We start from the raw sequence: 25232 nt of genomic DNA on the forward strand, positions 1-25232 counted from the left end.
GTCTCCGAATTGTCGTTGCTATTACCAATTTTGAGCGGGGAAATAATCCGGGCCGTGAGAAGCTCAAGCTATGAGACGGATTCTATGACAGGCTCTGAGTGGGTACTCCATCGTCTCTCCCGTGCTGTCGTGGAGTTCGCAGAGCAATTCCCGAACCCAGTAATTGTGTTCGAGGATATGGAAGGTATCCGCGACGAAATCAAGTACGGCACGTATATGAACCGACGGTTACACAAACTGCCGTTCCACAAGTTCGAGAAGTTCGTCTCGTACAAGGCGACGTGGCGAGAGATTCCTACGGACACGGTGGACGCCTACTACAACTCGAAGACGTGTTCGTGCTGTGGTGAGCACGGGTATCGGCAGGGACGGCGGTTCTGGTGTTCGAACGACGAGTGTGGCGTGGTGCAAGACCACGCCGACCGGAATGCGTCGGTGAACATTGCGTGGCGTGAGAAGGCGAAACTCGACGGCAACGAATCAAATCACCGGACTCACAAAACCCAGCCGCAGGTTCGGTTGGTGCGTCTGTCCGGGTCGGGGCGTGTAAGCCGCCCAACCTCATCCCGCTCGCTTGCCGAGCAGGGAGTGCTAGCGCACGGCTGAGGAAATTAGAAAAGCCTCGGGTCACCGCGCCCGAGGCTGTTTACCCTCGCTAAAAGCGACTTTCTGGACAGCCACCCATCTTTTGACGCCACCACCCATGGAGAGAGCCGGGAGCAACCCGACGGCAGGGACAGGTCGACTACTTCATAGCTGCTTGTAGGCGAATCCGCAACGCTCCGCGTTCTCGGCGTCGAACATGTCCTCGATATCGACCAGAAGCGGAGCTTCGTTCATCTTCGAATGAGCGTCTTCGAGGGAGAGGGACTGAAACTCGTCGTGACCTGTCGTGAAAATTAGTCCGTCGACACCGTCGAACGAGACTTCTTCACAAATGGGGATGTCGAACTTGGATCGCAACAGTTCGTCGTCGACTTGCGGGTCATATCCGGCGATCGAGATGTCGTACCGTTGCAGCTCGGAGATGAGATCGTTCACCTTCGTGTTTCGGACATCGTCTACGTTGGCCTTGTACGAGAGCCCGAATACGAGCAGACGGCTCTCTTTCGGAACCTTTCCGCAGTCGTTGAGCCCGCGAATTGTCAGTTCCGTGACAAATTTTGTCATAAACTCGTTCATATCGCGTGCCGTATTGACGATCTGTGGCGTGAATCCCGCGACCTCGGTGCTATGAGCGTAGTGTGCGGGGTCGACCGGTATGCAGTGACCCCCGACTAGCCCCGGTGAATACTCGTGGAAGTTCCACTTGGTCCCGGCAGCCTCAAGCACCTCATCGGTGTTCAGCCCCAAGTGCTCGCAGGCGACCGCCAGCTCGTTTACGAGAGCAATGTTCACGTCGCGCTGGACGTTCTCGAACACTTTCATCATCTCGGCGACCTCGATGCTGGGCGCAGTCCGAACCCCGGCGTCGATAACATTGCTGTACAGTCGTCTGATCCGTTCTCTCACCTCTCTATTCTGCCCACTAACGACTTTTATGACATCCTTGATACCGCGGTTCTGATCGCCAGGTGAGATACGCTCCGGGGAGTATCCGACATCGAACTCCTCACCCGCGGTGAATCCGGATGTCCGTTCAAGTGCCGGAATCAGTACTTCGCGTGTCGCTCCTGGGAATACCGTCGATTCGAGGACGACTGTCGTTCCCGGAGAAAGATTCTCTCCGATCGTCTCGCCAGCCGACTTTACGTAGTCAAGGTTTGGTGTCTCTCGATCATCTGTCGGTGTCGGCACAGCAATAATAACGAAGTCGGTGTCAGAGACGAACCCAGGGTCCGTGGTAAAGTGGATGTTGAGATCTGAGAGTTCCCGTTCTGAGATGACATTCGAAGAAGGGTTACCGTTCCGCAACCGATCGATAGTTGATTCACTGATATCGTATCCTACTACGTCCCAACCCGTCCTGTCGAACGCTACTGCCACTGAAAGCCCGACGTATCCAAGACCAGCCACTCCGACCGTCTCAGTCGACCGTTCGACATCCACTTCGGATGAGGTTTTTACATCCTGTTTGCTCATGTGAATTGGTTGAGCAATGATACCAATATCATATTGTTATAGAGACATTACAGACCTCGGGATCACAATTCAGAAACTGACGGCTTTGCCGACAGACTGGAGAAGACAAAGATGTATCTATTCAGTAATTGCTGGACCATGATGTGTATCAGGAATCATTTGGTGGCGGCCATGAAACGCAATAGGGCAGCCGGCTGACGCGGCAAGTGATATGCCACCTGCAACCAGTCAATTGTGGGACGCCACCGCGCGGATCTGTTTGAGAATGGCGCACGTGGTGTCTACCTTGTCTTCGAGGAGGTCGTCGCGACGACTGCGCCACGTTTCGGCTGAGTATCCATCGAGTATCGAAACTGCCTTCGAAAGCCCGCGGAACTGACGGTCGTCACCGTCGAACTGGAAGACAAGCCCGTATTTGTCGGCCAACTCGTCGATGTATCCCAGATGGATCGGACTCACGAAGATCGCCGGCGTGCCGAGAACGGCCGACTCGGCCGCCATCGTCGCACTCTCGCCGATGAAGAGGTCCGCATCACGTAGCACCTGATGGATCTCCTCAGGCGCCGTCGGCATCAGATAGTCGTCGAATCGATCCGGGAGTTCGCTTTCGGACGTGATGATGACGCGGGTGCCCGTCGATTCAAGTTGCTCAATGACCGCCTCAAGTTCACTAAAGCCGGCACTGCCAACATCGTGGAGGGCGTTCCAAGCCACAAGGCGAAGCACTACGTACTTATCGTCGGGATCAACATCTGTGTCGTCAAACACCGACGGATCAGGCGTGAACCGATCGGGATGTAGGTACGCTAGTTCGTGGTACCCTGGATATGTCCATTGCTTCTTCCCAATATTGTCCCAGTAGCAATCGGGGGTACAGATCCGGTCAGCGAGGGGGAAGGCGAGCATGTTCTGTATCGTCGCGTTCTCTGTATCCGTGAATATCAGTCCATTCGTCTGTAATAACGTCGCGACGTGCGACACCCCCGGTTCACCCATCCCGACGATGACATCAGGATCAATCCGCCGGCAGTTACGGAGGAGACGAGTCTCGTAGAGCGCCTGCGTGAGGACGAGTCCCGCAAAAGACTTTGTCTCTGAGGCCAATCGGTTGTACTCAATACCGTAACCGTCGAGCAAGTCCGTCGCGACATCGTTCTCCCTGACAAACACGAACACGCTGTCCCCCGATTCGACGAGCTCGCGGATCGCGTTCCTGAACAGGTGTACGTGCGCAGGATGCTGGATCGTGAATGCAACCCGCATTCTCAAGTCCTCTCCTCAAGGGATCCGTTGTGAGAGTGATATATACGGACAGTTCCAGATCGATGTTTCATTCCCATTTCTTGACCGTACCGTGTACCGGATGGGGAAAGACAGCTATTGTTATGTATTTGTTAATTGATGGGGCGACTCATAATATAATCCACAGCGATGAATCCACCTTGTTGGACGATTCATACCGTTCAACAGGAGGTTCCTAATTATACGGATTCGTCACTATATCCGAAACGAGGCGAGCTGAGCAGCTCACCGAAATCACGAGCAGACTACCACACCGAAGCCACGACTCATATGCGAGCACTCACACACGATTCATTCACGGAGGGCATGACGACGGCTGGAGAATGCCGCAATGCTCAATTTGGAGCAATCAGCAGATGATTCAGGATATTCCTGACGACGTATGGGCCTCGTTGGCCGCGGCCGTCGTCCTCGTCACCGTGGTCATACTTGAACTGGAGTCCAGTATCAGAGTCGCTATCGTGCTCCCCATACTCCTATTCTTGCCCGGATACGCTCTTATGACCGCTTTGTTCCCCGAGAAACGCATAAATGTTCCGAACGCTATCGGCCGACGCGCTCCCCAGAATCTGACAACATTTCTGCTGGGCGAAGATCCAATTCGACTTTCACCGACTATTCGGTTTGTCCTCGCCGTGGGGGGCAGCGTCGCGTTACTTCCGTTGTTGGGACTACTTACGTCGGCCGTGACCGGAACAATCACGGCCAAGACGGCAGTGGTAACCTTGGCTCTCTTCATCTTCGTCGCCACCGCCGTTGGGACGGTGCGCCGGCTTCAAACGCCCATCGATGACCGCTATGCGCCATCGTTCGCAGGGAAGGTGTCACTGATTAAAGCAAGTGTTTCCGGGCAAACACGGTGGGAGTCGATACTCAATACCACCCTCGGAATCTCTCTTCTAGTTGCCGTCTTCACCACCGGTTTCGTACTGACCGTCCCCAATGACGGAGAATCCTACTCGACCGCCGCCCTGTACGGGACGGACGACGACGAACTCGTTTTGGGAAACCTCCCAGACGAAATGACCCGAGAACAGACCGAGGAGGTCATCTTTGTGGTGAATAACCACCACGATCAGAGTGTCGACTACACCGTGGTCGTAAAGTTGCAACGGCAAAACTCGGACGGTACGGTGATCGATGAACAACGGCTCGACACGTTCAACAAAACCATCGCGGCGGATCAGAGGTGGCGGCACTCACACGGACTAAGCCCGACATTCGTCGGTGAGCGAGTCCGCGTCATCTACCTCGTGTATGAAGGGAAGCCGCCGGAGACGCCGACACGGTCGAATGCCGACGCCGATGTGTACCACTGGCTAACCGTTACGGAGTAGTGACGTCCGTACAACCACGCCCCACTATCAAACCGCCGACGGTGCTAAGAATGTCATCCGTCTAGGTTCGGAGACTACGTCGCTAGGATCTCCCATCGTCGTTTCGTACGTTGGTTCGATATAGTAGAGGCGGAAGCTATCGTTCGAGATGAGTTTGCTCACGCCGGGTTGCTCGTCCAAGTGATCAAACCCGCGACTGGTAAACCGGAACCCGTTGTAGACGATAACTTCTCGATCGTAATCGCGTTGTAGGACAACTAGATAATGCGGATCGTCGTAGTATGTCGTCATATTTCCACGGTTGAATACCTGATCCGGAATCGGCTCATCGGCTCGATTGATATCCATCTTTTCACTCCCGTTGCGGCCGTACACCGCGTCAGCATAGCGTGCCGTCCCACCACGGATATTTGTGAAGATCACTTCGTCGCTTCGGTTATCGATAGCAGTCTCATATCCCGTCAGTTCCATCTCTGTGATATGGGCCGACTGCTGATACATATAGGGCGACTGATACACAGAGGCAGTTGATAAAAGCAACATGACGACGAGAATGGGTCCAGCGACTCCGACGACCGACCGGGTGGAGAACCGATCGGCGAGCACGGTCAAGCCGTCCGACAGCATAACCGTGCCGAGTATCGACGCAACCATCGCGAGGAGCCCGAGCTGTCGGTAGTGCTGTGTCGTCACGCTCGACAGGAAGTACATCAGGAATATTACCGTCAGCGTCGAAAAGGATATTGAGAGGTACTTGATAACGGTTCGTTGATTCACGTCTTTCCAGTTCACTCTACTCACGTAGCTGAGAAGCATCAACAGTCCAGCGACGATGAAGAACAGAAGTGTCACGAGAAACAGTTTGACAAAGAGTTCCTCGATACTGCCACCGATATCGCTTAGCGACCTCCCACGTTGTGTGGCACCATCAACGGGTGATTCACTGGAGCCGGTGACAAATTGGATAATCCGTTCGATGATGATACTCCCTGATCCGGTTGCTCGTGAGTGTTGTGGTACCCACAGTCCGAAGAGGACGCCAAGAAAGAGGGCAGGAGGATAAGCGAGCCGCTCTGTGGCGATATCATAGTTACCGAGTCGATCACCGACACCTCGATATATCGTCTGTACAACCGAGATAGTCACGAATATGACGAGAAGGTTTGCAGCCTGCTGTGGGTGGACGAAGAGGAGGGACGCCACCGCGACGTACAAGAGTACACTCCACGAGCTCGCGGAGAAGCCGAACCACTCGATATCAGAGGGCCCCCTGAGATACCGAAACGTCACAAAGAACACGAACGGAAAGAAGAGGATGGCTTGCGTCGTCGGATGCATCATCCTGAAGACGCTCACGTTGTTGACGGGCAAAAAGAGGGCGGCGGCGTAGAGACCAAACGGGACCGCCCAGTCGCTATCTGAGAGGTAGGCAACACATAGTGGGAGAAACAGGAGGTACAGTACGAAGTAGATGACGACAGTCAATTGTCCCGCCCGCGGAAGCCGCATACCGCCAACTTCGCCGAACAGAAGCGCGATGACGTGTGTTGCCGGATAGAGAATATCGAAGGGTTGCAAGGCTCCCGTACGGAAGTCGAGAACCCAACCGAGGTGAGTCAGTGAGTCTGCCGGACCAAAAAAATGGTAGTTTCTAACGATAGGGATCGAGATGATGGCCACGAAGATGCTTACGCCGAGAAAGAGCGCTATCGTCCGCAGATGCGGCGAACGGTCGCGATCGAACGCGACGGCTAGCGAGGCGAGAGTACTCAGCGCCATGCAAGCCCAGAAGGGAACTGGCGTCGAGGTGTATGGAGACAGTTCGTATCCCGAGGCCGGTTCGGTGTATGCTGCAAGGAGCCCGACCGTAAGCAGTACGAACCCGAGCGTGAGGAGAACCTTCGATCGAATAGCCCCGCGCCGGTGTTTCCTACGAGACATCGGAACGGATCACATCTGAGGAATCGTCACTGTCAGATACGACTCGGCCCATCTCTGCTACAGTACCACAGCGGATTTGTACTTTGTTACGCCCTAGTTATTGGTCCTCAGACCATACATTCTAGTCGACATCGGGACACTGCACGCCGACAGACTCGTAGATATTGAGAATACTTTCCTTCATGTTCGTGAGACTCGTTATGTTTTCTGACTCCCGGCCATCTGATCGTTCGCCGGCAGCGAGAACGGAAACAAGAGCGTTCACCAGCTCCTGGTCGCTCTCGCAGACGTACGAATGAGAAACGTTGTTAACGCGTTCAGCGACATCGCCGACATCCGTTGAAACGATGGGCAAGTTACATGCGAGTGCCTCACGGACGGCGTTGGGTGACCCTTCCCACTTCGATGTCATGAGAAAGGCGTCCGCAGCGTTGATGTAGAGCGGAACTCGTTCGTGTGGGACATCGTAGACGGTCTGTATCACTACGTTCTCATCCACCTGACCAGCCGCCTCATCAACGATGCGCTCCGCGCGAGGGAAGTCTTTGACGTGTCGGTCCGGATCGTATGGAAAAAGAATGTGTTTCGCATTGGCGTTCCAGTCCACTTTGCGTCTGGCCTCCGCCTGTGGAATCGGCTCGAACAAATCGAAGTCGACACCGTGCGGGATAACGTTTGTCTCCACATTCACCGCGTCGTTCATCTCATCGGACATGACGATAACGGCGTCGGTCCACTGGATGCATCGGTCTGTGACCCAGCCATATTCCCCGAAGACATCCGTTCCCCAAAGAGAGGCGACGACCGGTCGAATCGGTTGAGCGAGTGCAAACGGGAGCGTGAGCCCAAAGTTCGCATGGATCAAGTCGTACTCCTCTGTCACCAGTTTCGAGAGGATACGTCCGTAGAACATTGCATACTCATGTCCCACCCGATGTCCATCCGCAGGCGGAACTCGAACGACGGTTGACGACACGCCGCTCCGCTCAAGAACTTCCACCTGTTGTCGAAAGAACGGCCGTGGCGTCGTCACGAGTTGCAAGACGTTGATCGACTCCCCGTCAGATCTCATTGGTCACTCCCAACAATTTTCGTAAGGACCCGCCGTCGGGTGTTCGATAATTCGGACTGGAACCCATAATTGAGGCGGTGCGTTTCGCATCCTCCTATTGGCGGACGTATCGTTCTCGAACTGGTATACGGAGACGGTCTCCTCTCGGTGAGACGTGCTTTCGAACTGTCGTCCATCTTCTCTCCGTCTTTTTGCTCTGACATTATTGTTATGCGTTGATTGCATCGACCGTCAAGCACACATCGTCGTCCCGGATGATATGCGATGATTCGTGACTGTGACGCAACACAATAGATACTATTAATAGAGAATTAACACTTTTTTGTCATTTGTCCTGCAGTCTCGACGCGTCCGATCGCTTCGAGATCATATATTGGTCGCGTCGCAGAATCGTTTAGAATCAGGTCGCCACTCACCGCAACGAAGTAGCAGTTGATACGTCACAGGAAGGGGACTGCTCCGGTGTTGGAATGGAAGAGTCCCCGATCGAGATCACACTCACCGTCCAATTGACTCTGACGATTGATCCTACCGAGCAGTATCCACTCGCAGTGATCAGTGAGGTTCTCGCCAAGCAGAACATCACTTCCATCCTCGTTGAGGCACTTGTTGAGTGCCTCAACGAGCGTCTCGTCGAGAGCTTCTGCGGTGTAAAACACAGCCACGGCAACGGAACCGAGCGGTTTCAACGCTCTGCGACGTGTACTCGCTCGGCGGTGACTACCGCCGGCGAGCACACGTTCACGCTGGACTACGTCGAGGACACTGCTGCCAGCGAAGATGAGCAGTCTCACTTCCGCCCTGTCGAGAACCTCATCCAGTTCGATGGAAAGAAGTGCTATCAAGAGGATATCTCCGCCAAGGCAGTCAATCTCGCCATGACACTGTCGTATCGGGACGCTGCGTCGGCGGGCGACGGCTTCGAGAAGACGCCGTCGCCCGACACCATCCAGCGGCGAGTTAAAGAGTACGGGAAGAAACTCTCAGCATTCGTTTCTGACCACATTCCAGGTACAGAAGCTGACACCGTCATTCCTATGGGACGAAGTGCCACAGTCAGGATGACAACCGTAGCCAGCACGAAGTTCAGATCACACTCGCAGAGGACGATGATGGAGAATCTCGATCAGTCCTTGATGTCTCGGTTAACGCTGACTGGAACAGCATAGCCGCTGATCTTGACGAGCAGAACGCGATCACTGACGACGCGGCGGTCGTCAGTGATAGCGAAGACAGACTTGTGACGGCCTTTACTGGAGAGGATCGTGAACATCAACTTGATCTCGCCCATGTTCCGCGGTCACTCAGACACAGGTTGTCTGTTGATGGCGCACTGGAACTGGAGACACGGAAAGAGATTATTTCAGACGTGAGTGGAGAGTTGTTCCATCTGAAGAATTCGGTGGAGAAACACCGTCCAGCGGAGGAGTATTCGGCGATCCGTAACCGGATCGCGCGAACGCGCGAGCGAATAGAGAAGACAGCGTGGCAGTTGGGGCAGTTCTGCTCGGATAAAGCAGCAGCGTATCTGCGACGTGGACTGCCATCAATGCTGACATTTGCAGAGGAAGCACTCGACGGGGTCGAGGTGCGGTGGACCTCGAACCCCCTCGAGCGGGCAATGGGAGAAGTCGCCAAACGGTGCAAGCGGGACTGGATGCAGTGGAGTCGGGACGGATTGAATGCGGTACTTCAGCTCCGGCTGGTCAGGTACCAGGACCCAGAACGCTACAGCCAGTTCTTCGATGAGGTTCTGTGCCGATCAACTCACGAGGAAATTCACTGCACCGCCTCGGTCGAGGCTACTGGGGGTGAAGTCTAAACGGTTCTGCGACGCGACCAAAAAATCACCACGATTCCATGATGAGTTTTGGGAAGTATTCAAGCAGTACCAGTGATATTGTCACGTCTCGATAACGGATAGCCTACCCCGCCGCCCACGTTACTATCATATAGTAACGAACACTCGCCATCAACGCCGATCTCCGGTTGTCGCCCCGGACCTATTTACGCCGTACTAACCCGTATACACCTACACACCGGCACCGGCCGGCACAACCCCCTATGAGCGATAGGGACACACCACCGAGAGACGAACAGTACTGCTCTTCTTCGGGCGGGCCACGCCGAAGCGACGCGCCCGGACGCCGGTAGCGCTTGTTGGGGAGTCGAGTGACGTCGTCGTCACCGATCGTCCCAGCTGCACCGGGCGCTTCATCGCCTGCGGAGATGTGCTGTGCGCCGTCATTCTCGCCGGTGAGTGCGCCCCACGCGTCCCGGAACGTTTTCAGCTCACCATCGCTCTCGACGAGCCGGTCGATAGTCGTGTCACCCGTCGCTGCGAGGGTGAGGTCACCACGGAACTCGCCCGGCTTGGGGTTCGAGATGAACAGCACGTCGCCGACGCTCGCCATCGTCTCGATCTGGGACTTGCGCCACACCGTGAGCTTCACCTCGCCGCCCACCTGCCCCGGCTCCGCCACGTTGGGCGCGATGTCTTCGAGGTAGAGAATCTGTTGTTGACCGTCGGGCGCGTTGGGGACGTACGCCTTCGTGACGCGCGCCATCACCGTACAGCCGGGCCAATCGCCGTCGATTTCGGCGAACGACTGCGTGGCGTCGCCGTGCCACAGCTGCTCCATCGCCGGCTCAAGCGTGTCGTAGTCGCCGGGCAGCGCATTGAGGGCGTTCTGTCGGATCTGCTCGGCCCACACCGCTTCGAGGAAACACTTCGTCAGGTCGCTTTCCCCACCGAGGTGCATCAACGCGTGTTCGGATTCGTCAAGGTTCTGCTCAAGGGCGTCGACGCCGTACTCCTTGAGGTTCTCGCCGATGATCGCTTCGGCCTCGGCGGGCGTCCGCCGCGCCGGATAGGGCGCGAACGTGTCCGGCGCAAGCGGGTCCGACCGCATCGGGCCGTCCTCGTCCATCGTCGAGATCGTCGTCAGGGCCGTATAGGCGGGCAACGACATGAGCGTCCCCGAATCGATGGCGTCCTCGTCGAACCGCTCGGAGATGATCCGGGCGTCGTCCACCTCCGTCACACCGAAACTCAACAGCGTATCCGTGTTCCCGAACATCTGCTTGAGCGTCTGCGGGGCGATGTCGCGCACCTGTGAGGGGTTCTGGAGACGGGTGACGACCCCCATCTTCCCGGAGCGCGCCTTCGAGAGCATCTTGTCGAGTGCCATGTTCTCGGAGGCGATGTCGTCAAACTCGTCCATGATCGCGAAGAAGGGCTCGCGATCCGCCTCTTCGACCTTCTCGCGTTTCCGGATGGTTGACCACACCCGACGCATGATTCCCGTCGAAACGACCTTCCGGATCTCGTCAGATCGGACGGTGTTCCGCACGAGGATGATCTTCCCCTCTTTGACGGCGTGTGAGATGTTGATTGTGCCGTCTCGATGGGCCACGATCCCCCGACTCACGGGGTCCTCCACCCAGTCCTGAATCCGCCGCAAAACCGGGTCGATCTCCTCGACATCCATCTCGGCGATTTTCGTCGTGTACTCGTGGATGAAACTCATCCCCACTTGGCTGACGACGTTCGAGAACTTCGCGCGGCTCTCGTTGTCGGCCAGCACGTAGTACATATCCACGACGTCGAAGATATCGTCACGGGCGTCAAGCGCGTCGAGGTCGATCTCCATCTCGTCGGCCCGGCGCTTCTGGAACTTCCGGATGAGGTTGTCCGCGACGTTGTCGTTGTACTGGCTCTTGATCTTCGCGCGGGTGAGCTCGCCGTGGATGAACTTCCGATACACCTCGTTGAACGTTCCTGCTTCTCGGGCGAGGAGTCGATGTCGACCGTCGCCGTGGGTGTGTCCGCTTCGTCAGCGTCGCTCTCGGTCTTGTCGTCGAAGAAGAACCGCATGAGGGTGCCGAGCCCCTTCATGAATACCGAGTCCTCTTGCTCGGGGGCGTCCGTTCCCACGGTATCCGACGCTTCGGCACGGTCACTCGACAGCGACGCCATTGCGGACGCCTCGCCGCCGAGTTCCGACAAATCGCGATTGACCCGCATGTCGGGCGGCTTGGTCGTCCGGTTGGCCTGTGCCGGCGGGCGGTTCCCGACACCCTTCCGCGTCCAGTCGATGTTGGTCTGATCGACGTCCTCGCCGGGGAGGTGAGCTAAAACTCAGTAGCTAATCGCAATCGGAGCAGAATTCCTCCCGGCTGAGAATGGCAACAGAGGCGCTACTTAATCCAGATCGTATCCCCACTCCCGGAGCGTTGCAGCGATCTCATCCGTGTGTTGAAGCCCAACAAGGAGCGCAGCCTCACGGAGATCGGCCTTCTTGACCTGTTTGCCGAGCTCTGACTCAAGCGTTCGTGTCGCCTCCCGCTGTGTGTTGACCGTTGACTGTTGGAGGTGGAGCTGCACTGTTTGATCGCGGCCGTCAGTGATACGGTTCCGCGTGAGTGCCCACGGGAGATCTCGCTGAGACGATTGGACCACACTTTCTGTCGTTCGTAACTTAACAGTGCTGTTTGGAAGACCCACAGTTCCGGAGGATAGATCAATTTTGGGTTGAACTTCCATCAATTCGTAGTGATATTCACCGATCAATCATCGATTTTGAATCCTTGTGGTTGGACTGCCGGGCGAACGTGAGAAATTGCGTAGATTTTGATGCTGCTGAATAGCGTTGCCACTCTTGAGCAGCTAACTGGCGAGAGTCAGACGGTTAGTCAGCCGGAATCAGCGCGGAGGCAATCACCTCCGCAGATTCGCCCGCAGTCAACACGGGCGCGTAGGCCATCTCGCCGTCGACACCCGCTTTCAGCAGGAAGTCGGTCAGCCGCCAGATGTTGTACAAGGGTACCGCGAACACGAAGTAGAACAAGCGAACCCAGTAGTCTTTCGAGGAGGTCTTCGCGAGAAAGTCGTTTTGATCGATTTGTACTCACTCTCGATCTGCCAGCGGCGGCTGAACTATCAACAGAACGTGGCTGGTCGGGAGTATCTCGTTCACGCCGAAGAACATAAGTCATTATCTCAATAATCATTAAGCAAAGTATGACCTTCTATAATCGGCAGGATGAACTCGATTCACTAGAAACGGCGTACTCATCGCCGGGCTACGCCTTTTACGTTGTATATGGGCGTCGGCGGGTTGGGAAAACAGCGATGCTCAAAGAGTTCTGTGCTGATCGGCCGCATCTGTACTATCTTGCGGCTCAAGAAGCTGAAGATCGTCAGCGAGAGAAGTTTGTCGAACAGATTGCCGACGGGTTCGATGACCGTGTCCCACGTATCGACCATTGGGACGATGCATTCGAGTACCTTGGTGAGAAGCTCAAAACGGACGACTGCATTGTCGTTATCGACGAGTTTCCGTATCTGGTCGCAGAGAACGATTCTCTGCCGTCATACCTCCAAGCGTTCGTCGACGAGCAACTGCAGCACACTGACTCGATGCTGGTTCTGTGTGGGTCAAGCGTGAGTACAATGGAGTTGGAAGTGCTCGGTCACGAAAGTCCGTTGTATGGTCGCCGGACTGGACAAATCGATCTTAACCCGTTTTCGTTCCAGCAAGCCAATGCTGTCATTGCGTACGATATTGCAGACGCGATCCGGTCGTACTCGGTCACCGGTGGGACGCCGATGTATCTCACCCTCTTCGACTACAACCAATCGATAGCCGAGAACATCCAAACACAGATTCTCTCACCGACAGCAGTACTCTATAACGAACCAGAGTTCCTGCTTCAAACGGAGTTGCGAAATCCGGCCCGTTACCTCAGTATTCTTGAGGCAGTCGCAATCGGACACACGACACCCAACGAGATCTCTGGTGCAACTGGGATCGATTCAGGGCCGCTCTCGAAATACCTCCAGACACTTCGCCAGCTTCGGCTTCTCAAGCGTGAGGTACCGATTACAGCGTCCGGTCAGAAGTCCAAACGATCTCACTACCGCGTCGACGATGAGTTCCTTCGATTCTGGTTTCGCTACGTCGAACCGAACCGGTCTAGCATCGAAGAAGCGCCTGCGATGGTCTTCGACGGCACGATTGAACCTGACCTCCCAACACACGTCTCGACGACATTCGAAGATATCTGTACAGAGGCTGTCTGGGAGCTGATCAGACGCGGCGAACTCGACTCGTATTCAGCCGTCGGGCGATGGTGGTACGGTGAAGACGAAATCGATATTGTGGGACTTGCTCCCGCAGATGATCGACTCCTCCTTGCCGAATGTAAATGGACCAATGAGCCGGTGAGCCACGGACTTGTTGATGATCTTCGTTCGAAGGCCGACAGCGTCCGATGGGGACCAAGCGATCGGTCTGAACAATTCGCGCTGTTTTCCAGAAGTGGATTCGTCGATGGTCTTGCTGGCGAGCTCAACGATAACTGGTCACTGTTTGAACTCGACGATCTCGAACAGATATTCAGCAGCATCTAGAATCTGTTCACTATTCTCCATCTGATGAGTCGCCAAACTTCTTCTGAAAGCCGTCGAGAATTCGTCCAAAGCCGGACTGGAGGAAGAACTCGGCATCCTCCTTCGATTCAAGAAGATGTTTTTGTCTGCTGTGTTGAATAGATGCTGAGTCACGGTTACAGCGGTTCACACACCGATTCGATGTTGATGATGGCGAACATCAGAACGATTTCACGGAACTGTCGATACCAGCCGAGCGCTCGCACGGCGTCGCCGAGCGAGCGCTTCGTTGTCGAATACGATGTTTCGGCCATCCACCGCTGAGAGTAGCCGTTTGCTCGGTTGAGCGCGTTGTTCGCGGCTGCGTTGGCTGACGAGCCGCGGTAATGAACAAGGTACTCAACGTCATGTGCGGCGATTTCGTACTCGGTGTGCCAGTCTTGGAAGCCGTTGTCGGCGGCGACGGACTGCAGGTCGTCCGCGTTTCAGCGGACGACCTGCAGTCCGGTCTTCGTATCGTGCTTCCACCGCGCTGTGATGTGAACGTCAAGAACAGCAAATGATTCCACATCAGCCAATATCGTCACTTTCAGCGTCTGTACCGTCCGTCCTGCCCGCTGGCGAAAGTACGATGATGCACGTCGGCGGTCGAAGAACGTGCTGTCGAGAGCGGCATGGCCGGACTGCGTGTACTGCTGCGCGGAAACGCGCAGCAGCGCCCGCCACACCCACATTTTGAGCCGATCAAACGACTTGTAGAGCGTGGTGTGATCGGGGAGGTCGTCCCGATCAAGATTGAGAGCGTCACGAACTTCAGCCATGTACTTCAGCCGATTCGGCGTTTCACGGTAGCTGTGGCCGTTTTCGAGCCGAAAACAGTGCAGAACGACGTGGACCCAGCGGGCGAACCCGCCGCTGGCGGGCTCACCCGCGTGCTTCCCCAACGCTTGTTTAGCTAGATCACGACACTGCTCACTGAAGTCGAGGATATCGATCTCCATGGCAGGTTCGATCTCCTCGGCTTCATCCTTCTAAACCGGTGATATCGGCAGATACGATCGCTATTCAACACAGCAGTTCTGATTTCTTTCCTAAGTCAACAATGGCATCTGTCCATGACAAGATCGCAACTACCAAAGCCACCGTAAGGAGAAATTCTCGGGATGCAGCTTCCCAAATAATGGCACCTGCTAATAGTGCTGTTCCGACCGCAACTGCTAGTGAAATAACACGGTCGATTTTCTCGTACCACTCTGCCATTAGATAGTGAGTTTTATATACATATTTTAGATTCGCAATCACCTCCTCGACGCGATCTACAAGTGGAGAATCATCAGTCATGGTCTAGATGGTACTCTTATTTTTGAATAAATCTTCCTACGACAGATGCGCGGCGATATCGGCCTCGGTGATGATTCCGACCGTCTCCCCGCCGTCGGTCACCATCACGGCCTTGTAGTGGTCGAGTAAGTTCCGGACCTCGTCGACGGTCGCGCCCGGCGCGACCGTCGGGAACGACTCGCTCATCACCTCGCTGACCGGGTGGTCGCCCACGTTCTCGCCCGCGTGGACCACGTCGCCCTGACTGATCGAGCCGACCGGAACGCCGTTCTGTAACACCGGGAGCTGTGAGTACGCCTCCTCCTCCATCAGTTCGACCGCCTCGCGCACCGCGTCGTCCGGCGCGACGCTGATCACCGTCTCGTTCATCAGGTCGCTCGCGCGGACGACCTCGCCCTCCGCCTCCTGCAGCGCGTTGACGATCCGGCGGAGCGTCGAGAGCCGCGGGTCGACGTCGCCGCCCTCGATCCGCGCGATGAGCGGCTGGGAGACGTCCGCGGCGTCGGCGAGCTCGCTCTGCGTCAGCTCCAGCGTCGTCCGCCGCTCGCGGAGGTCCTGTGGCGTCGGGAGTTCCATACGCTGAATAACTAGGGGTTATTAGAAAAGGTTTCGGCAACGACCGATATCGCGGGCGAGGCGTCGTCCCCGCCGACCGATCCGACAGTCACCCGTCGGAGAGGCTCACTCCCCGGCGTCGACGTCGGCGTCCTCCTCGTCGCCCTCGGTCTGGATGACCTCGATGATTTCGAGGGGAACGTCGCGGAGCGCGCCGCCGACCTCGCTTTTCGCGATCCGCTCGGCGTGCTCCTCGCTGTCGGCGTTGAAGATGTCGATCTCCAGAAGAAGTCCGACGAGGGCGGTGTTCGCGGCGAGGAACGCGGCGTCGAACGGCTCCCCGCAGACCGGACAGCCGGTGACGCCGGGCTCGACCTCGACGTACTGCTTGTCCGTCTCGTTGAGTCGCTTGCCGGCTTCGCTGACCGCGACGCCGATGGCGTCGTCGGTCTCCTCGACGTCACGGACCAACCAGGCGGCTTCCATCGCGACTTCGTAGTTGCTCATACGAGAGTCGACGGGCCGCAGGGTTTCCTTTCTTGTGGTTCGCCCGCGGTCACGGACGGACCGTCGATCGGAACGGATTCGGGACGGTTCCGCGCTTACAGCCGGTCGACGATCGCGGCCGTGACCTCGTCGGTCGTCGCGTCGCCGCCGAGGTCGCCGGTTCGCGGGCCGTCGGAGAGGACGACCTCCACGGCGTCTCGCACTCGCTGGCCCTCCTCGACGTGGCCGAGGTACTCCGACAGCATGGCCGCCGAGAGGATCGCGGCCGTCGGGTTCGCGATCCCCTCGCCCGCGATGTCTGGCGCGGTGCCGTGGACCGGCTCGAACAGCGCGTTGTCGTGGCCGACGTTCGCCGACGGGAGCAGGCCGAGCCCGCCGACGAGGCCGGCGGCCAGATCGGAGAGCACGTCGCCCGCGAGGTTCGGACAGACGATCACGCCGTACTGGTTCGGATCCAGCGGGAGCTTCGTCGCGAACGCGTCCATCAGCTCCTCATCGGCGTCGACGCCGCGCTCCTCGGCGACCGCGAGCACCTCCTCGCGGAACCGGCCGTCCGTCTCGCGCATCACGTTCGCCTTGTGGGCGACCGTGAACCCCTCGTCGCGATCGCCGTCGGGACCCCGGCCGTCCTCGACGAACTCGCAGGCGAACTCCGCAATCTCCCGCGACGCCGACGAGGTGACGACCCGCGTCAGCGTCGAGAGGTCCTCTGAGAGCCGGTCCTCGTGGCCCGCGTAGACGCCCTCGGTGTTCTCGCGCAGGAAGACCACGTCCGTCTCCGGCCGGAGCGCGTCGACGCCGGGGTACGCCGTGGCGGGCCGGACGTTGACGAACGAATCGACCGCCTCGCGCAGCGGAAGGATGACGTCGGCGGCGCTCTCGCCGGCCGCGCCGAACAGCGTCGCGTCCGCGTCAGCGGCGCGCTCGTACGTCTCGGCGGGGAGCGCTTCTCCCGTCTGCTCTTCCACCGCGTCGCCCGCCTCGGCCGCGACGAACTCGAAGTCGACCGGGAGCGCCTCCAGCACCTCGATGGCCGCCGGGACGACCTCGCGGCCGATCCCGTCGCCCTCGATGACGACGACCTCGTGGGTCACGCCTCGTCCCCCGAGATGTGCTCGGCCGGCACGTACGGCAGCGACCGGGCCGTCTCGCGGACCGCGTCCTCGTTCGCGCCCATCAGCGCCGTGGTGTCCCAGATGCCCTCGACGAGCGCCTTCCGTTGGGCGTCGTGGACCGTCGCGTCGATCACGGTGTCGCCGTAGGTGATCGTCTCTTCGGCCACGTCGATGTCGACATCGGTGTCGGGGTTGGCCTCGACGTAGTCCTGCAGCGCCTCGATATCCTCCTGGTCGGCCGTGACCGTGGGAATGCCGAGCGCGAGGCAGTTGCCCGCGAATATCTCCGCGAACGACTCGCCGACGACCGCGTCGATCCCCCAGCGCATCAGCGCCTGCGGAGCGTGCTCGCGCGAGGAGCCGCAGCCGAAGTTGGCGTTGACGACCAAGACGTTCGCGCCCTGATACTGCTGTTCGTTGAACGGATGGTCCTTCTCGTTGTCCTCGTCGTCGAACCGCTGGTCGAAGAAGGCGAACTGCCCCAGTCCGTCGAAGGTGACGACCTTCATGAACCGCGCCGGGATGATCTGGTCGGTGTCGATGTCGTTGCCCCGGACCGGAATCCCGGTGCCGGTGACCTCGGTGACCTTCTCCGCCGGCGCCTCGCCGTCGCTGAACTCGGGCGAACTCATACGGTCGCCACCTCCTCCATCTCGCGAACGTCGGTGACCTCGCCGGTCACCGCCGCCGCCGCGACCATGATCGGGCTCATCAGCACGGTGCGCCCGTCCTTCGAGCCCTGCCGGCCGACGAAGTTCCGGTTCGACGAGGAGGCGCTCGCCTCGTCGCCAACCAGCTGGTCGTCGTTCATGCCGAGACACATCGAACAGCCGGGTTCGCGCCAGTCGAAGCCGGCCTGCTTGAAGACCTCGTCGAGCCCCTCGGCCTCGGCGGCGTCGCGGACCCGCTGGCTGCCGGGGACGACCATCGCGCGCACGTCGTCGTCTACCTCGCGGCCCTCGACGAACGCCGCGGCCTCGCGGAGGTCCTTCAGCCGCGCGTTGGTACACGAGCCGAGGAACGCCACGTCGATGTCGTACCCCTCCATCGTGTCGCCGGGCTCGACGCGCATGTGCTTTTGCGCGCGCCGCGCCGTGTCTTGGTCCTCCTCGGACAGGTCGTCGGGGTCCGGGATCGGTTCGGTGATCCCAGCCGTCTGGCCGGGCGTGGTCCCCCACGTCACGGTCGGCTCGATCGCCGAGCCGTCGATGGTGACCACGTCGTCGTACTCGGCGTCGTCGTCCGTGGTGATCGATTCCCAGTAGGGTTTCAGCCGCTCGAACTTTTCGGGATCGTCACCGGATTCCATCCGGCTGCCAGAGGCGCTTTGCGCCTCGCTGTCCTCGAAGGCGTCGGTCTCCTTCAGCCACTCGTAGGTGGTCTCGTCGGGGTTGACGTACCCCGCGCGGGCGCCGCCCTCGATCGACATGTTACAGATGGACATCCGCCCCTCCATCCCGAGATCCTCGATGGCCTCGCCGGCGTACTCGTACACGTAGCCGACGCCGCCGTCGGTCCCGAGCTCCCCGATGATCGTGAGGATGATGTCCTTCGCGGTGACGCCCTCGCCGAGCTCGCCCGTGACCTCGATTTTGCGGACCTTCTGTTTCTCCATCGCGACACAGCCCGTCGCCAGCACGTCGCGGATCTGCGAGGTGCCGATGCCGAACGCCAGCGCGCCGAACGCGCCGTGCGTCGAGGTGTGCGAGTCGCCGCAGACGATCGTCATTCCCGGCTGGGTGAGCCCCTGCTCCGGCCCGATGACGTGGACGATCCCCTGATCGCCGGAGTCCGGGTCGGAAAAGTCGATACCGGAGCCGCGGACGTTCTCTTCCAGCTCCGCCATCATGTTTTCGGCGGCCTCGTCGCGGTACGGCCGGTCGCGGTTGCCGGTCGGCACGATGTGGTCGACCGTCGCATGCGTGCGCTTCGGGAACGCGACCTCCTTGTCGCGCTCCTGTAACATTCCGAACGCCTGCGGGCTCGTGACCTCGTGGACGAGGTGGAGCCCGACGAACAGCTGGTCCTGTCCGGTGGGTAACCGAGTCACCTTGTGCCGGTCCCACACCTTGTCGTACAGCGTTCCCTCACTCATCGGCACTCACCCGCGTGACGCGCCGACGGCGTGGTTTCGCGGGACCGGTTCGCGTCGCCGCGTACCCCCATCAGGCGGTCACCTCGGCCGACTCCTCTTCGTCCGCTTCGTCCTCGTCCTGCCACGCGAACAGGCCGCGCAGCTCCTCGCCGACGGCCTCGATCTCGTGGTTCTTCTCGGCCGTCCGGAGCTGCGTGTAGGAGGGCCGTCCCGCCTGATTCTCGGAGATCCACTCGCGGGCGAACTCGCCGTTCTGGACCTTCTCTAGGACCTCCTCCATGTTCTCGCGGGCGTGCTCGTCGACGACCACGTCGCCCTGCGTGAGCCCGCCGTACTCCGCGGTGTCGGAGACGGAGTCCCACATCTCGCCGAGCCCGCCCTCGTACATCAGATCGACGATGAGCTTCAGCTCGTTGAGACACTCGAAGTACGCCATCTCCGGGGAGTAGCCGGCGTCGACCAGCGTCTCGTACCCCTGCTTCACCAGCGAGGTGACGCCGCCACAGAGGACGGCCTGCTCGCCGAACAGGTCGGTCTCGGTCTCCTCGCGGAACGACGTCTCGACGACGCCGGCGCGGGTACAGCCGATCGCGGCCGCGTACGCGAGCCCCTCGTCGTGGGCGTCGCCGGTCGCGTCTTGGTACACCGCCAGCAGGCCGGGCGTCCCCTCGTCGTTCTCGTAGTTGCGGCGGACGAGGTGGCCCGGCGACTTCGGCGCGACCATCGTCACGTCGACGTCCTCGGGCGGCTGGATCTGGTTGTAGTGGATGTTGAACCCGTGCGCGAACTGGAGCGTGTCGCCCGCCTCTAGGTTCGGCTCGACGGCGTTCTCGTACACGTCCGGCTGGACCGTGTCGGGCACGAGCACGCTCACGATGTCGGCCTCGGCGGCCGCGTCCGCGGGGGTCTCCACGCGGAGTCCGTCGCTCTCGGCGGCGCTCCGGGAGGAACTGTCCTCGCGGAGGCCGACGATCACGTCAACCCCGCTCTCGGAGAGGTTCTGCGCGTGCGCGTGGCCCTGCGAGCCGTAGCCGAGCACGGCCACGGTCTTGTGGGCGATCGCCTCCTCGTTCGCGTCTTCGTCGTAGTATACTGTCGAGTTGAACGTCTGCGTGTCGTCTTCGGTCATGTGTATCGTGTGAGTTCGCGTGTGTGTTCGCGCGTCAGTCGTCGTGCGTGGTCGGTTCGCCGGCCGTTCCGGGTTTCTCTCCGGGCGCCGTCGGCGTGTTGCCGCGCGCGAGGGCGGTCGGTCCCGTCCGCGCGATCTCGACGATGCCGAACCGCTCGAAGGCGCCGATCGCGTTGTCGATCTTGGCGTTGTCGCCGGTGAGCTCGACGGTGATCGTCTCCGGGCCGGCGTCGACCGTCCGGCCGTCGTACATCTCGGAGACGGCGTGGACCGCCGCGGGGTCGTCCGCCTCCACCTTCAGGAGGACGAGCTCCGAGGTGACCGCGTCGCCGGCGACCTCGCCGACCGAGATGACCGGCTTCAGCTTCGCGATCTGCTTTTCGATCTGGTCGATGCCGGGGTCCGTCTCCTCGACGACCATGGTGATCCGCGAGTGGCCCTCGACGGTCGTCGGGCCGACGGTGAGGCTCTCGATGTTGAACTGGCGGCGGGAGACGAGCCCGGAGACGCGCGCGAGCACGCCCGGCTCGTCCTCCACCAGCGCCGAGATGACCGCGCGGCGCGACTCGTGTTCCGCCTCGACGACGGGGTCGATGCGGATCCCCGCGAGGTTTCGGCGCCCCTCGGGGTGGTCGCGTTCCTCGGGACCGGGCTGCTCGCTCGGCACGGGACGGGAGTCGGCCTCGGGAGCGCCGGCAGAGGAGGCGGAGCCGCCGTCGGTTGCGGGTCGGGAGTCGGGCGAGTCGCCGCTCATAGCTGGTCCTCCGCGGTGGCGAACTTCCCGTTCGCGCCGCCGCTCGGCACCATCGGCAGGACGTTCTCCTCCGGATCGACGTGGAAGTCGATCACCGCGGGGCCGTCGTAGTCGAGCGCCTCCTCGACCGCTGGCGCGACCTCGTCGTAGTCGTCGACGCGGAGTCCGAGGGCGCCGAACGCCTCGGCGAGCTTGTCGAACTCGGGCATCCACGTGTAGTCGGAGGCCATGTGACGGCCTTCGTAGAAGGCGTCCTGCCACTGGCGCACCATGCCGATGTACTCGTTGTTCAGCACCGCTATCGTGACATCGAGGTCCTCGCGGACGGCCACCGACAGCTCCTGCATCGTCATCAGGAAGGAACCGTCGCCGTCGAAACACACCACGTCGCGGTCCTGCTCGCCCATCGTGTCGGCCGCGACGCGCGCGCCGACCGCGGCGGGCACGCCGTACCCCATCGTCCCCAGCCCGTGCGAGGAGACCCACGTCCGGGGCTCCGAGTACGTCCAGAACTGGGAGGCCCACATCTGGTGTTGGCCGACGCCGGTCGTCACGATGGTGTCGTCGTCGGTCGCCTCGTCGAACGCCTCGACGACGAACTGCGGCTTCAGCGGCTCGTCGTCGGGCGTCGCGTACGTGAGCGGGTACGTCTCCTTCCACTCCGCGCAGCGCTCGCGCCACGCCTCGGCGTCGGGCGCCTCGCGGACCGCCGCGGTCAGCTGATCGAGGACGCGCTCCGCGTCGCCGATCAGCGGGTAGTCGGCGTGGACGTTCTTGCTTATCTCCGCCGGGTCGATGTCGACGTGGACGACCTCGGCCTCCGGCGCGAACGTGTCGATCCCGCCCGTCAGCCGGTCGTCGAACCGGGTGCCGACCGCGATCAGGCAGTCGGTGTGGGTGATCGCCATGTTGGCGTAGCCGGTGCCGTGCATCCCCGCCCACGAGAGGCACAGGTCGTCGTCCTCGGGGAACGAGCCGATGCCGGGCATCGTCGTCGTCACCGGGATGCCGTACGTCCGCGCAAACGTGCGCGCGGCGTCGCTCGCGTTCGCCTTGATGACGCCGCCGCCGAACAGGCAGACGGGCCGTTCGGCCGCCTCGATCGCGCGGGCCGCCTCCTCGACCGCGTCCGGGTCGGCGTTCGGGTCGGGGTCGGTACCCGCCGGCGGCGTCGCCGGACCGGGCGTCTCGTTCGTCTCGTCCTGCGTCACGTCCTTCGGCAGGTCAACGAGCGTCGGCCCGGGGCGGCCCGCGCGCGCCAGCTCGAACGCCTCGCCGACGGTGTCGCCGACGGTGTCCGCGCCGTGCGCGAAGTAGTTGTGCTTCGTGATCGGGCGAGTGACGCCGACCGTGTCGGTCTCCTGGAACGCGTCGTTGCCGACGAACTCGGTCGGGACCTGTCCCGTCAGCGCGAGCATCGCGTCGGAGTCCATGTCGGCGTCGGCGATGCCGGTGACGAGGTTCGTCGCGCCCGGCCCCGAGGTCGCCAGACAGAGCCCCGGTTCGCCGGCCACGACGCCGTAGGCGTCGGCGGCGTGGGACGCGCCCTGTTCGTGGGCCATCGTCACGTGGCGGATCGAGGAGTCGTACAGCGCGTCGTAGACGGGCATGATCGCGCCGCCCTGCACGCCGAAGGCGGTCTCCGCGCCGGCGGCCTCCAGCGCGGCGACGACCGACTCGGCGCCGGTCGACACCGGTCCCGCGGCGGGACCGTCCGCGTCGGTCGGGTCGTCGGTATCGGCCGCGGCCGACTCGTCCGCGCTCGCCGCGTCGTCCGGCTCCTCCGCGTCGTCCTCTCGTGGCTGTGCTGCTGTGTCGCTCATTGTCGTGGTGGTGTTCGGTGGTGCATCTCGCGGGTGTGAGACTCGGTCGGTCCGAACGCCGCGTCGCCGGACAAGTACGTTCTCGCCCGTCGGCGTTCGTCGATGCGTGGCGTCGGTGAGGAAGGAATGGTGTAGGGGGTTATACCCCTACAATACGCGGCGCGACGGCTCCGGCGACGTCGGCGGTCGTCGGAATTTCGGGGTGTCGTCGCATCTCGACTCCACCAACGCGACCGGGGTATAAATCCCTGTCGGGGAGCGGAACCGGCGGACCGGTTCCGGAGGCCGGATCGGATCGGGCGACCAGATCGGAGCGGGCGACCAGATCGGAGCGGGCGATCGGTTCCGCCCGCGCGACCGCACGGCGGTCGCTCGGCGGGCTCCCCGTGCAGGGAGGCGGCCATCAGACCCGGACCTCCTCCTCGCGGTCGACGTCCGCCTCCTCGGCGAACCGCTCGACGTCGCCGGCGGTCACCTGCCGCTTGCCGGAGCCGTACTCCTTGACGCGCTTGGTGATGCGCCGGACCTCGCCGTCGCTCGGGTCGAAGCCGGCCTCCACCAGGTGCTTGCGCACGCTGTGGGTGCCGGTGTGTTTCCCGAGCACGAACTCGCGTTCGGCCCCGACCATCTCCGGGGTCATCACGCCGGTTTCGAACGTGTCGGCGTTCTCGATGACGCCCGCGGCGTGGATGCCCGACTCGTGGGCGAACGCGTTCCGCCCCGTGACGGGCTTGTTCGCCGGCACCGGGATGTCCGAGGCCTCCTCGACGATCCGGGCCAGCTTGGTGATCTGGGCCGTGTCGATGCCGGTGTCGACGCCGTACACCGATTCGACCGCCATCACGACCTCCTCGTAGGCGGCGTTGCCGGCGCGCTCACCGATCCCGTTGACCGACACCTGCGCCTGCTCCGCGCCGTTCTCGAAGCCGGTGACCGCGTTCGCCGCGGCCATCCCGAAGTCGTCGTGCGTGTGCACGTCGACGCGGGCGTCGGTCGCCTCGACGACCGCCTTCACCGTCTTCCCGAAGCTGGTCGGCATCGCGACGCCGCACGTGTCCGGGATGTTGATCCAGTCGGTGCCCGCGTCGCTGACCGCCTCGACGATCTCTCGCAGGTAGTCGGGGTCGGTCCGCGTCGCGTCCATCGGCGAGAACATGCACTCGACGCCGGCGTCTTTTACCTGCTCGACGGCGTCGATCGCGCGCTGTTTCGCCTCCTGCCGGGTCGCGTGCATCGAATCCTCCAGCTGTACGTCGCTGGTGGAGACGAACACGTGGACCATCTCGACGCCGGAGTCGATGGCGGCGTCGATGTCGCCCTCGACGACCCGCGCCAGCCCGCAGACGGTGGTGTCCGTCGCGGCGGCGATGTCGCTCACGGCCTCGAACTCCGCGTCCGAGTTCACCGGGAACCCCGCCTCGATGACGTGGGTGTTCATGTCGTCCAGCGTCGCCGCTATACGGCGTTTCTCGTCGTAGCTGAACGACGTACGCGGTGACTGTTCACCGTCTCGTAACGTCGTGTCGAAGATCCGTACAGGACCGATATCGATGTTAGAAGCTATCGTGCCCTGGAAGAACTCGATCCGCCGGGGTGTCCGACGAAGCCTCCGTGATGTCTGTCATCGACTCACGGAAACAGGGTCAGGAACTTAACGCTTGTGCCGGTCGCAAAAACGGCCCGTCCGAGAGGTCCCGGGATTCGAGCGCCGATCCCGAAAACCGCAGGACACCAACGGGATCGGGTGGCCTTATACACATTATACACACACCGAGACGATCGGGA

Annotated in this window: 18 protein-coding genes and 4 pseudogenes; 4 read left to right on the forward strand and 18 right to left on the reverse strand. The window is 60.6% G+C overall.

Annotation, left to right across the window (positions count from 1 at the left end):
- Nucleotides 1–606: transposase (locus ESO89_RS14330; protein ID WP_241686243.1), on the forward strand; the 606-nt coding region annotated here is incomplete at its 5' end.
- 144 nt (nt 607–750) lie between these two features.
- On the opposite strand, the gene ESO89_RS14335 is transcribed toward ESO89_RS14330, so the two are convergent.
- Both ESO89_RS14335 and ESO89_RS14340 read right to left on the reverse strand, forming a co-directional pair.
- A complete protein-coding gene (locus ESO89_RS14335; protein WP_128906151.1) occupies nt 751–2082 on the reverse strand; it encodes a nucleotide sugar dehydrogenase in 1332 nt (443 codons plus the stop codon).
- A 228-nt stretch (nt 2083–2310) separates the two neighbouring features.
- Nucleotides 2311–3345, reverse strand: a complete 1035-nt coding sequence (locus ESO89_RS14340) for a DUF354 domain-containing protein (protein WP_128906152.1) — start codon at nt 3343–3345, stop codon at nt 2311–2313.
- Between the two features lie 395 nt (nt 3346–3740).
- On the opposite strand from ESO89_RS14340, the gene ESO89_RS14345 reads away from it, so the two are divergent.
- A complete protein-coding gene (locus tag ESO89_RS14345; protein ID WP_164932809.1) occupies nt 3741–4721 on the forward strand; it encodes a DUF1616 domain-containing protein in 981 nt (326 codons plus the stop codon).
- 27 nt (nt 4722–4748) lie between these two features.
- Here the strand turns inward: ESO89_RS14345 and ESO89_RS14350 are convergent, their stop codons facing one another.
- Together ESO89_RS14350 and ESO89_RS14355 are read right to left on the reverse strand one after the other, a co-directional pair.
- Nucleotides 4749–6662, reverse strand: coding sequence for a hypothetical protein (locus tag ESO89_RS14350; protein WP_128906154.1), 1914 nt, complete (start codon nt 6660–6662; stop codon nt 4749–4751).
- A 121-nt stretch (nt 6663–6783) separates the two neighbouring features.
- Entirely contained in the window at nt 6784–7575 is a 792-nt protein-coding gene (locus tag ESO89_RS14355) for a glycosyltransferase (RefSeq protein ID WP_206731771.1), read from the reverse strand.
- A 644-nt stretch (nt 7576–8219) separates the two neighbouring features.
- Here ESO89_RS14355 and ESO89_RS14360 point away from each other — a divergent pair.
- A pseudogene (locus ESO89_RS14360) lies at nt 8220–9556 on the forward strand (ISH6 family transposase).
- A 181-nt stretch (nt 9557–9737) separates the two neighbouring features.
- Here ESO89_RS14360 and ESO89_RS19050 read toward each other — a convergent pair.
- The 3 genes and pseudogenes from ESO89_RS19050 to ESO89_RS14375 form a co-directional block, all read right to left on the reverse strand.
- Complete coding sequence (locus ESO89_RS19050; protein WP_241686244.1) at nt 9738–11501, reverse strand: TraM recognition domain-containing protein; 1764 nt, start codon at nt 11499–11501, stop codon at nt 9738–9740.
- A gap of 437 nt (nt 11502–11938) precedes the next feature.
- Nucleotides 11939–12187 (reverse strand): annotated as a pseudogene (locus ESO89_RS14370) (hypothetical protein); the annotation flags it as partial.
- Between the two features lie 238 nt (nt 12188–12425).
- Nucleotides 12426–12673, reverse strand: a pseudogene (locus tag ESO89_RS14375) (transposase); the annotation flags it as partial.
- 84 nt (nt 12674–12757) lie between these two features.
- Here ESO89_RS14375 and ESO89_RS14380 point away from each other — a divergent pair.
- Complete coding sequence (locus ESO89_RS14380) at nt 12758–14149, forward strand: ATP-binding protein (protein ID WP_128906156.1); 1392 nt, start codon at nt 12758–12760, stop codon at nt 14147–14149.
- 155 nt (nt 14150–14304) lie between these two features.
- On the opposite strand, the pseudogene ESO89_RS14385 reads toward ESO89_RS14380, so the two are convergent.
- The 11 genes and pseudogenes from ESO89_RS14385 to ESO89_RS14435 all read right to left on the reverse strand — a co-directional run bounded on the left by ESO89_RS14385 (nt 14305) and on the right by ESO89_RS14435 (nt 25032).
- Nucleotides 14305–15129 (reverse strand): annotated as a pseudogene (locus ESO89_RS14385) (IS5 family transposase).
- A 64-nt stretch (nt 15130–15193) separates the two neighbouring features.
- Entirely contained in the window at nt 15194–15469 is a 276-nt protein-coding gene (locus ESO89_RS14390; RefSeq protein WP_128906157.1) for a hypothetical protein, read from the reverse strand.
- A 36-nt stretch (nt 15470–15505) separates the two neighbouring features.
- Nucleotides 15506–16045, reverse strand: coding sequence for a CBS domain-containing protein (locus tag ESO89_RS14395; protein ID WP_123620037.1), 540 nt, complete (start codon nt 16043–16045; stop codon nt 15506–15508).
- Between the two features lie 105 nt (nt 16046–16150).
- A complete protein-coding gene (locus ESO89_RS14400; RefSeq protein WP_128906158.1) occupies nt 16151–16531 on the reverse strand; it encodes a DUF555 domain-containing protein in 381 nt (126 codons plus the stop codon).
- Nucleotides 16532–16626: 95 nt separating this feature from the next.
- Entirely contained in the window at nt 16627–17625 is a 999-nt protein-coding gene (locus ESO89_RS14405) for an isocitrate/isopropylmalate family dehydrogenase (RefSeq protein ID WP_128906159.1), read from the reverse strand.
- On the reverse strand, nt 17622–18278 hold the full coding sequence (gene leuD / locus ESO89_RS14410; RefSeq protein WP_128906160.1) for a 3-isopropylmalate dehydratase small subunit: 657 nt from the start codon (nt 18276–18278) through the stop codon (nt 17622–17624). The genes ESO89_RS14405 and leuD overlap by 4 nt, the downstream gene beginning before the upstream one ends.
- Entirely contained in the window at nt 18275–19741 is a 1467-nt protein-coding gene (gene leuC / locus ESO89_RS14415) for a 3-isopropylmalate dehydratase large subunit (RefSeq protein WP_128906161.1), read from the reverse strand. The genes leuD and leuC overlap by 4 nt, the downstream gene beginning before the upstream one ends.
- Nucleotides 19742–19811: 70 nt before the next feature.
- Nucleotides 19812–20870, reverse strand: coding sequence for a ketol-acid reductoisomerase (gene ilvC / locus ESO89_RS14420; protein ID WP_128906162.1), 1059 nt, complete (start codon nt 20868–20870; stop codon nt 19812–19814).
- 34 nt (nt 20871–20904) lie between these two features.
- Nucleotides 20905–21624 (reverse strand): acetolactate synthase small subunit, encoded by a 720-nt coding sequence (gene ilvN, locus ESO89_RS14425; RefSeq protein WP_128906163.1) that lies wholly within the window; start codon nt 21622–21624, stop codon nt 20905–20907.
- A complete protein-coding gene (gene ilvB / locus ESO89_RS14430; protein WP_128906164.1) occupies nt 21621–23447 on the reverse strand; it encodes a biosynthetic-type acetolactate synthase large subunit in 1827 nt (608 codons plus the stop codon). The genes ilvN and ilvB overlap by 4 nt, the downstream gene beginning before the upstream one ends.
- Before the next feature lie 403 nt (nt 23448–23850).
- Nucleotides 23851–25032: a homocitrate synthase/isopropylmalate synthase family protein gene (locus tag ESO89_RS14435; RefSeq protein WP_128906165.1), complete on the reverse strand. Its 1182-nt coding sequence runs from the start codon at nt 25030–25032 to the stop codon at nt 23851–23853.
- Between the last annotated feature and the right edge of the window lie 200 nt (nt 25033–25232).

Source organism: Halorubrum amylolyticum, assembly GCF_004114995.1.
GTDB classification, from domain to species: Archaea; Halobacteriota; Halobacteria; order Halobacteriales; family Haloferacaceae; genus Halorubrum; species Halorubrum amylolyticum.

Bases quoted from the DNA above. Each gene is read 5' to 3' on its own strand.
- ESO89_RS14335 (WP_128906151.1), bottom strand. From the start codon at position 2,082: ATGAGCAAACAGGATGTAAAAACCTCATCCGAAGTGGATGTCGAACGG.
- ESO89_RS14340 (WP_128906152.1), bottom strand. From the start codon at position 3,345: ATGCGGGTTGCATTCACGATCCAGCATCCTGCGCACGTACACCTGTTC.
- ESO89_RS14345 (WP_164932809.1), top strand. From the start codon at position 3,741: ATGATTCAGGATATTCCTGACGACGTATGGGCCTCGTTGGCCGCGGCC.
- ESO89_RS14350 (WP_128906154.1), bottom strand. From the start codon at position 6,662: ATGTCTCGTAGGAAACACCGGCGCGGGGCTATTCGATCGAAGGTTCTC.
- ESO89_RS14355 (WP_206731771.1), bottom strand. From the start codon at position 7,575: ATGTTCTACGGACGTATCCTCTCGAAACTGGTGACAGAGGAGTACGAC.
- ESO89_RS14380 (WP_128906156.1), top strand. From the start codon at position 12,758: ATGACCTTCTATAATCGGCAGGATGAACTCGATTCACTAGAAACGGCG.
- ESO89_RS14390 (WP_128906157.1), bottom strand. From the start codon at position 15,469: ATGACTGATGATTCTCCACTTGTAGATCGCGTCGAGGAGGTGATTGCG.
- ESO89_RS14395 (WP_123620037.1), bottom strand. From the start codon at position 16,045: ATGGAACTCCCGACGCCACAGGACCTCCGCGAGCGGCGGACGACGCTG.
- ESO89_RS14400 (WP_128906158.1), bottom strand. From the start codon at position 16,531: ATGAGCAACTACGAAGTCGCGATGGAAGCCGCCTGGTTGGTCCGTGAC.
- leuD (WP_128906160.1), bottom strand. From the start codon at position 18,278: ATGAGTTCGCCCGAGTTCAGCGACGGCGAGGCGCCGGCGGAGAAGGTC.
- leuC (WP_128906161.1), bottom strand. From the start codon at position 19,741: ATGAGTGAGGGAACGCTGTACGACAAGGTGTGGGACCGGCACAAGGTG.
- ilvC (WP_128906162.1), bottom strand. From the start codon at position 20,870: ATGACCGAAGACGACACGCAGACGTTCAACTCGACAGTATACTACGAC.
- ilvN (WP_128906163.1), bottom strand. From the start codon at position 21,624: ATGAGCGGCGACTCGCCCGACTCCCGACCCGCAACCGACGGCGGCTCC.
- ilvB (WP_128906164.1), bottom strand. From the start codon at position 23,447: ATGAGCGACACAGCAGCACAGCCACGAGAGGACGACGCGGAGGAGCCG.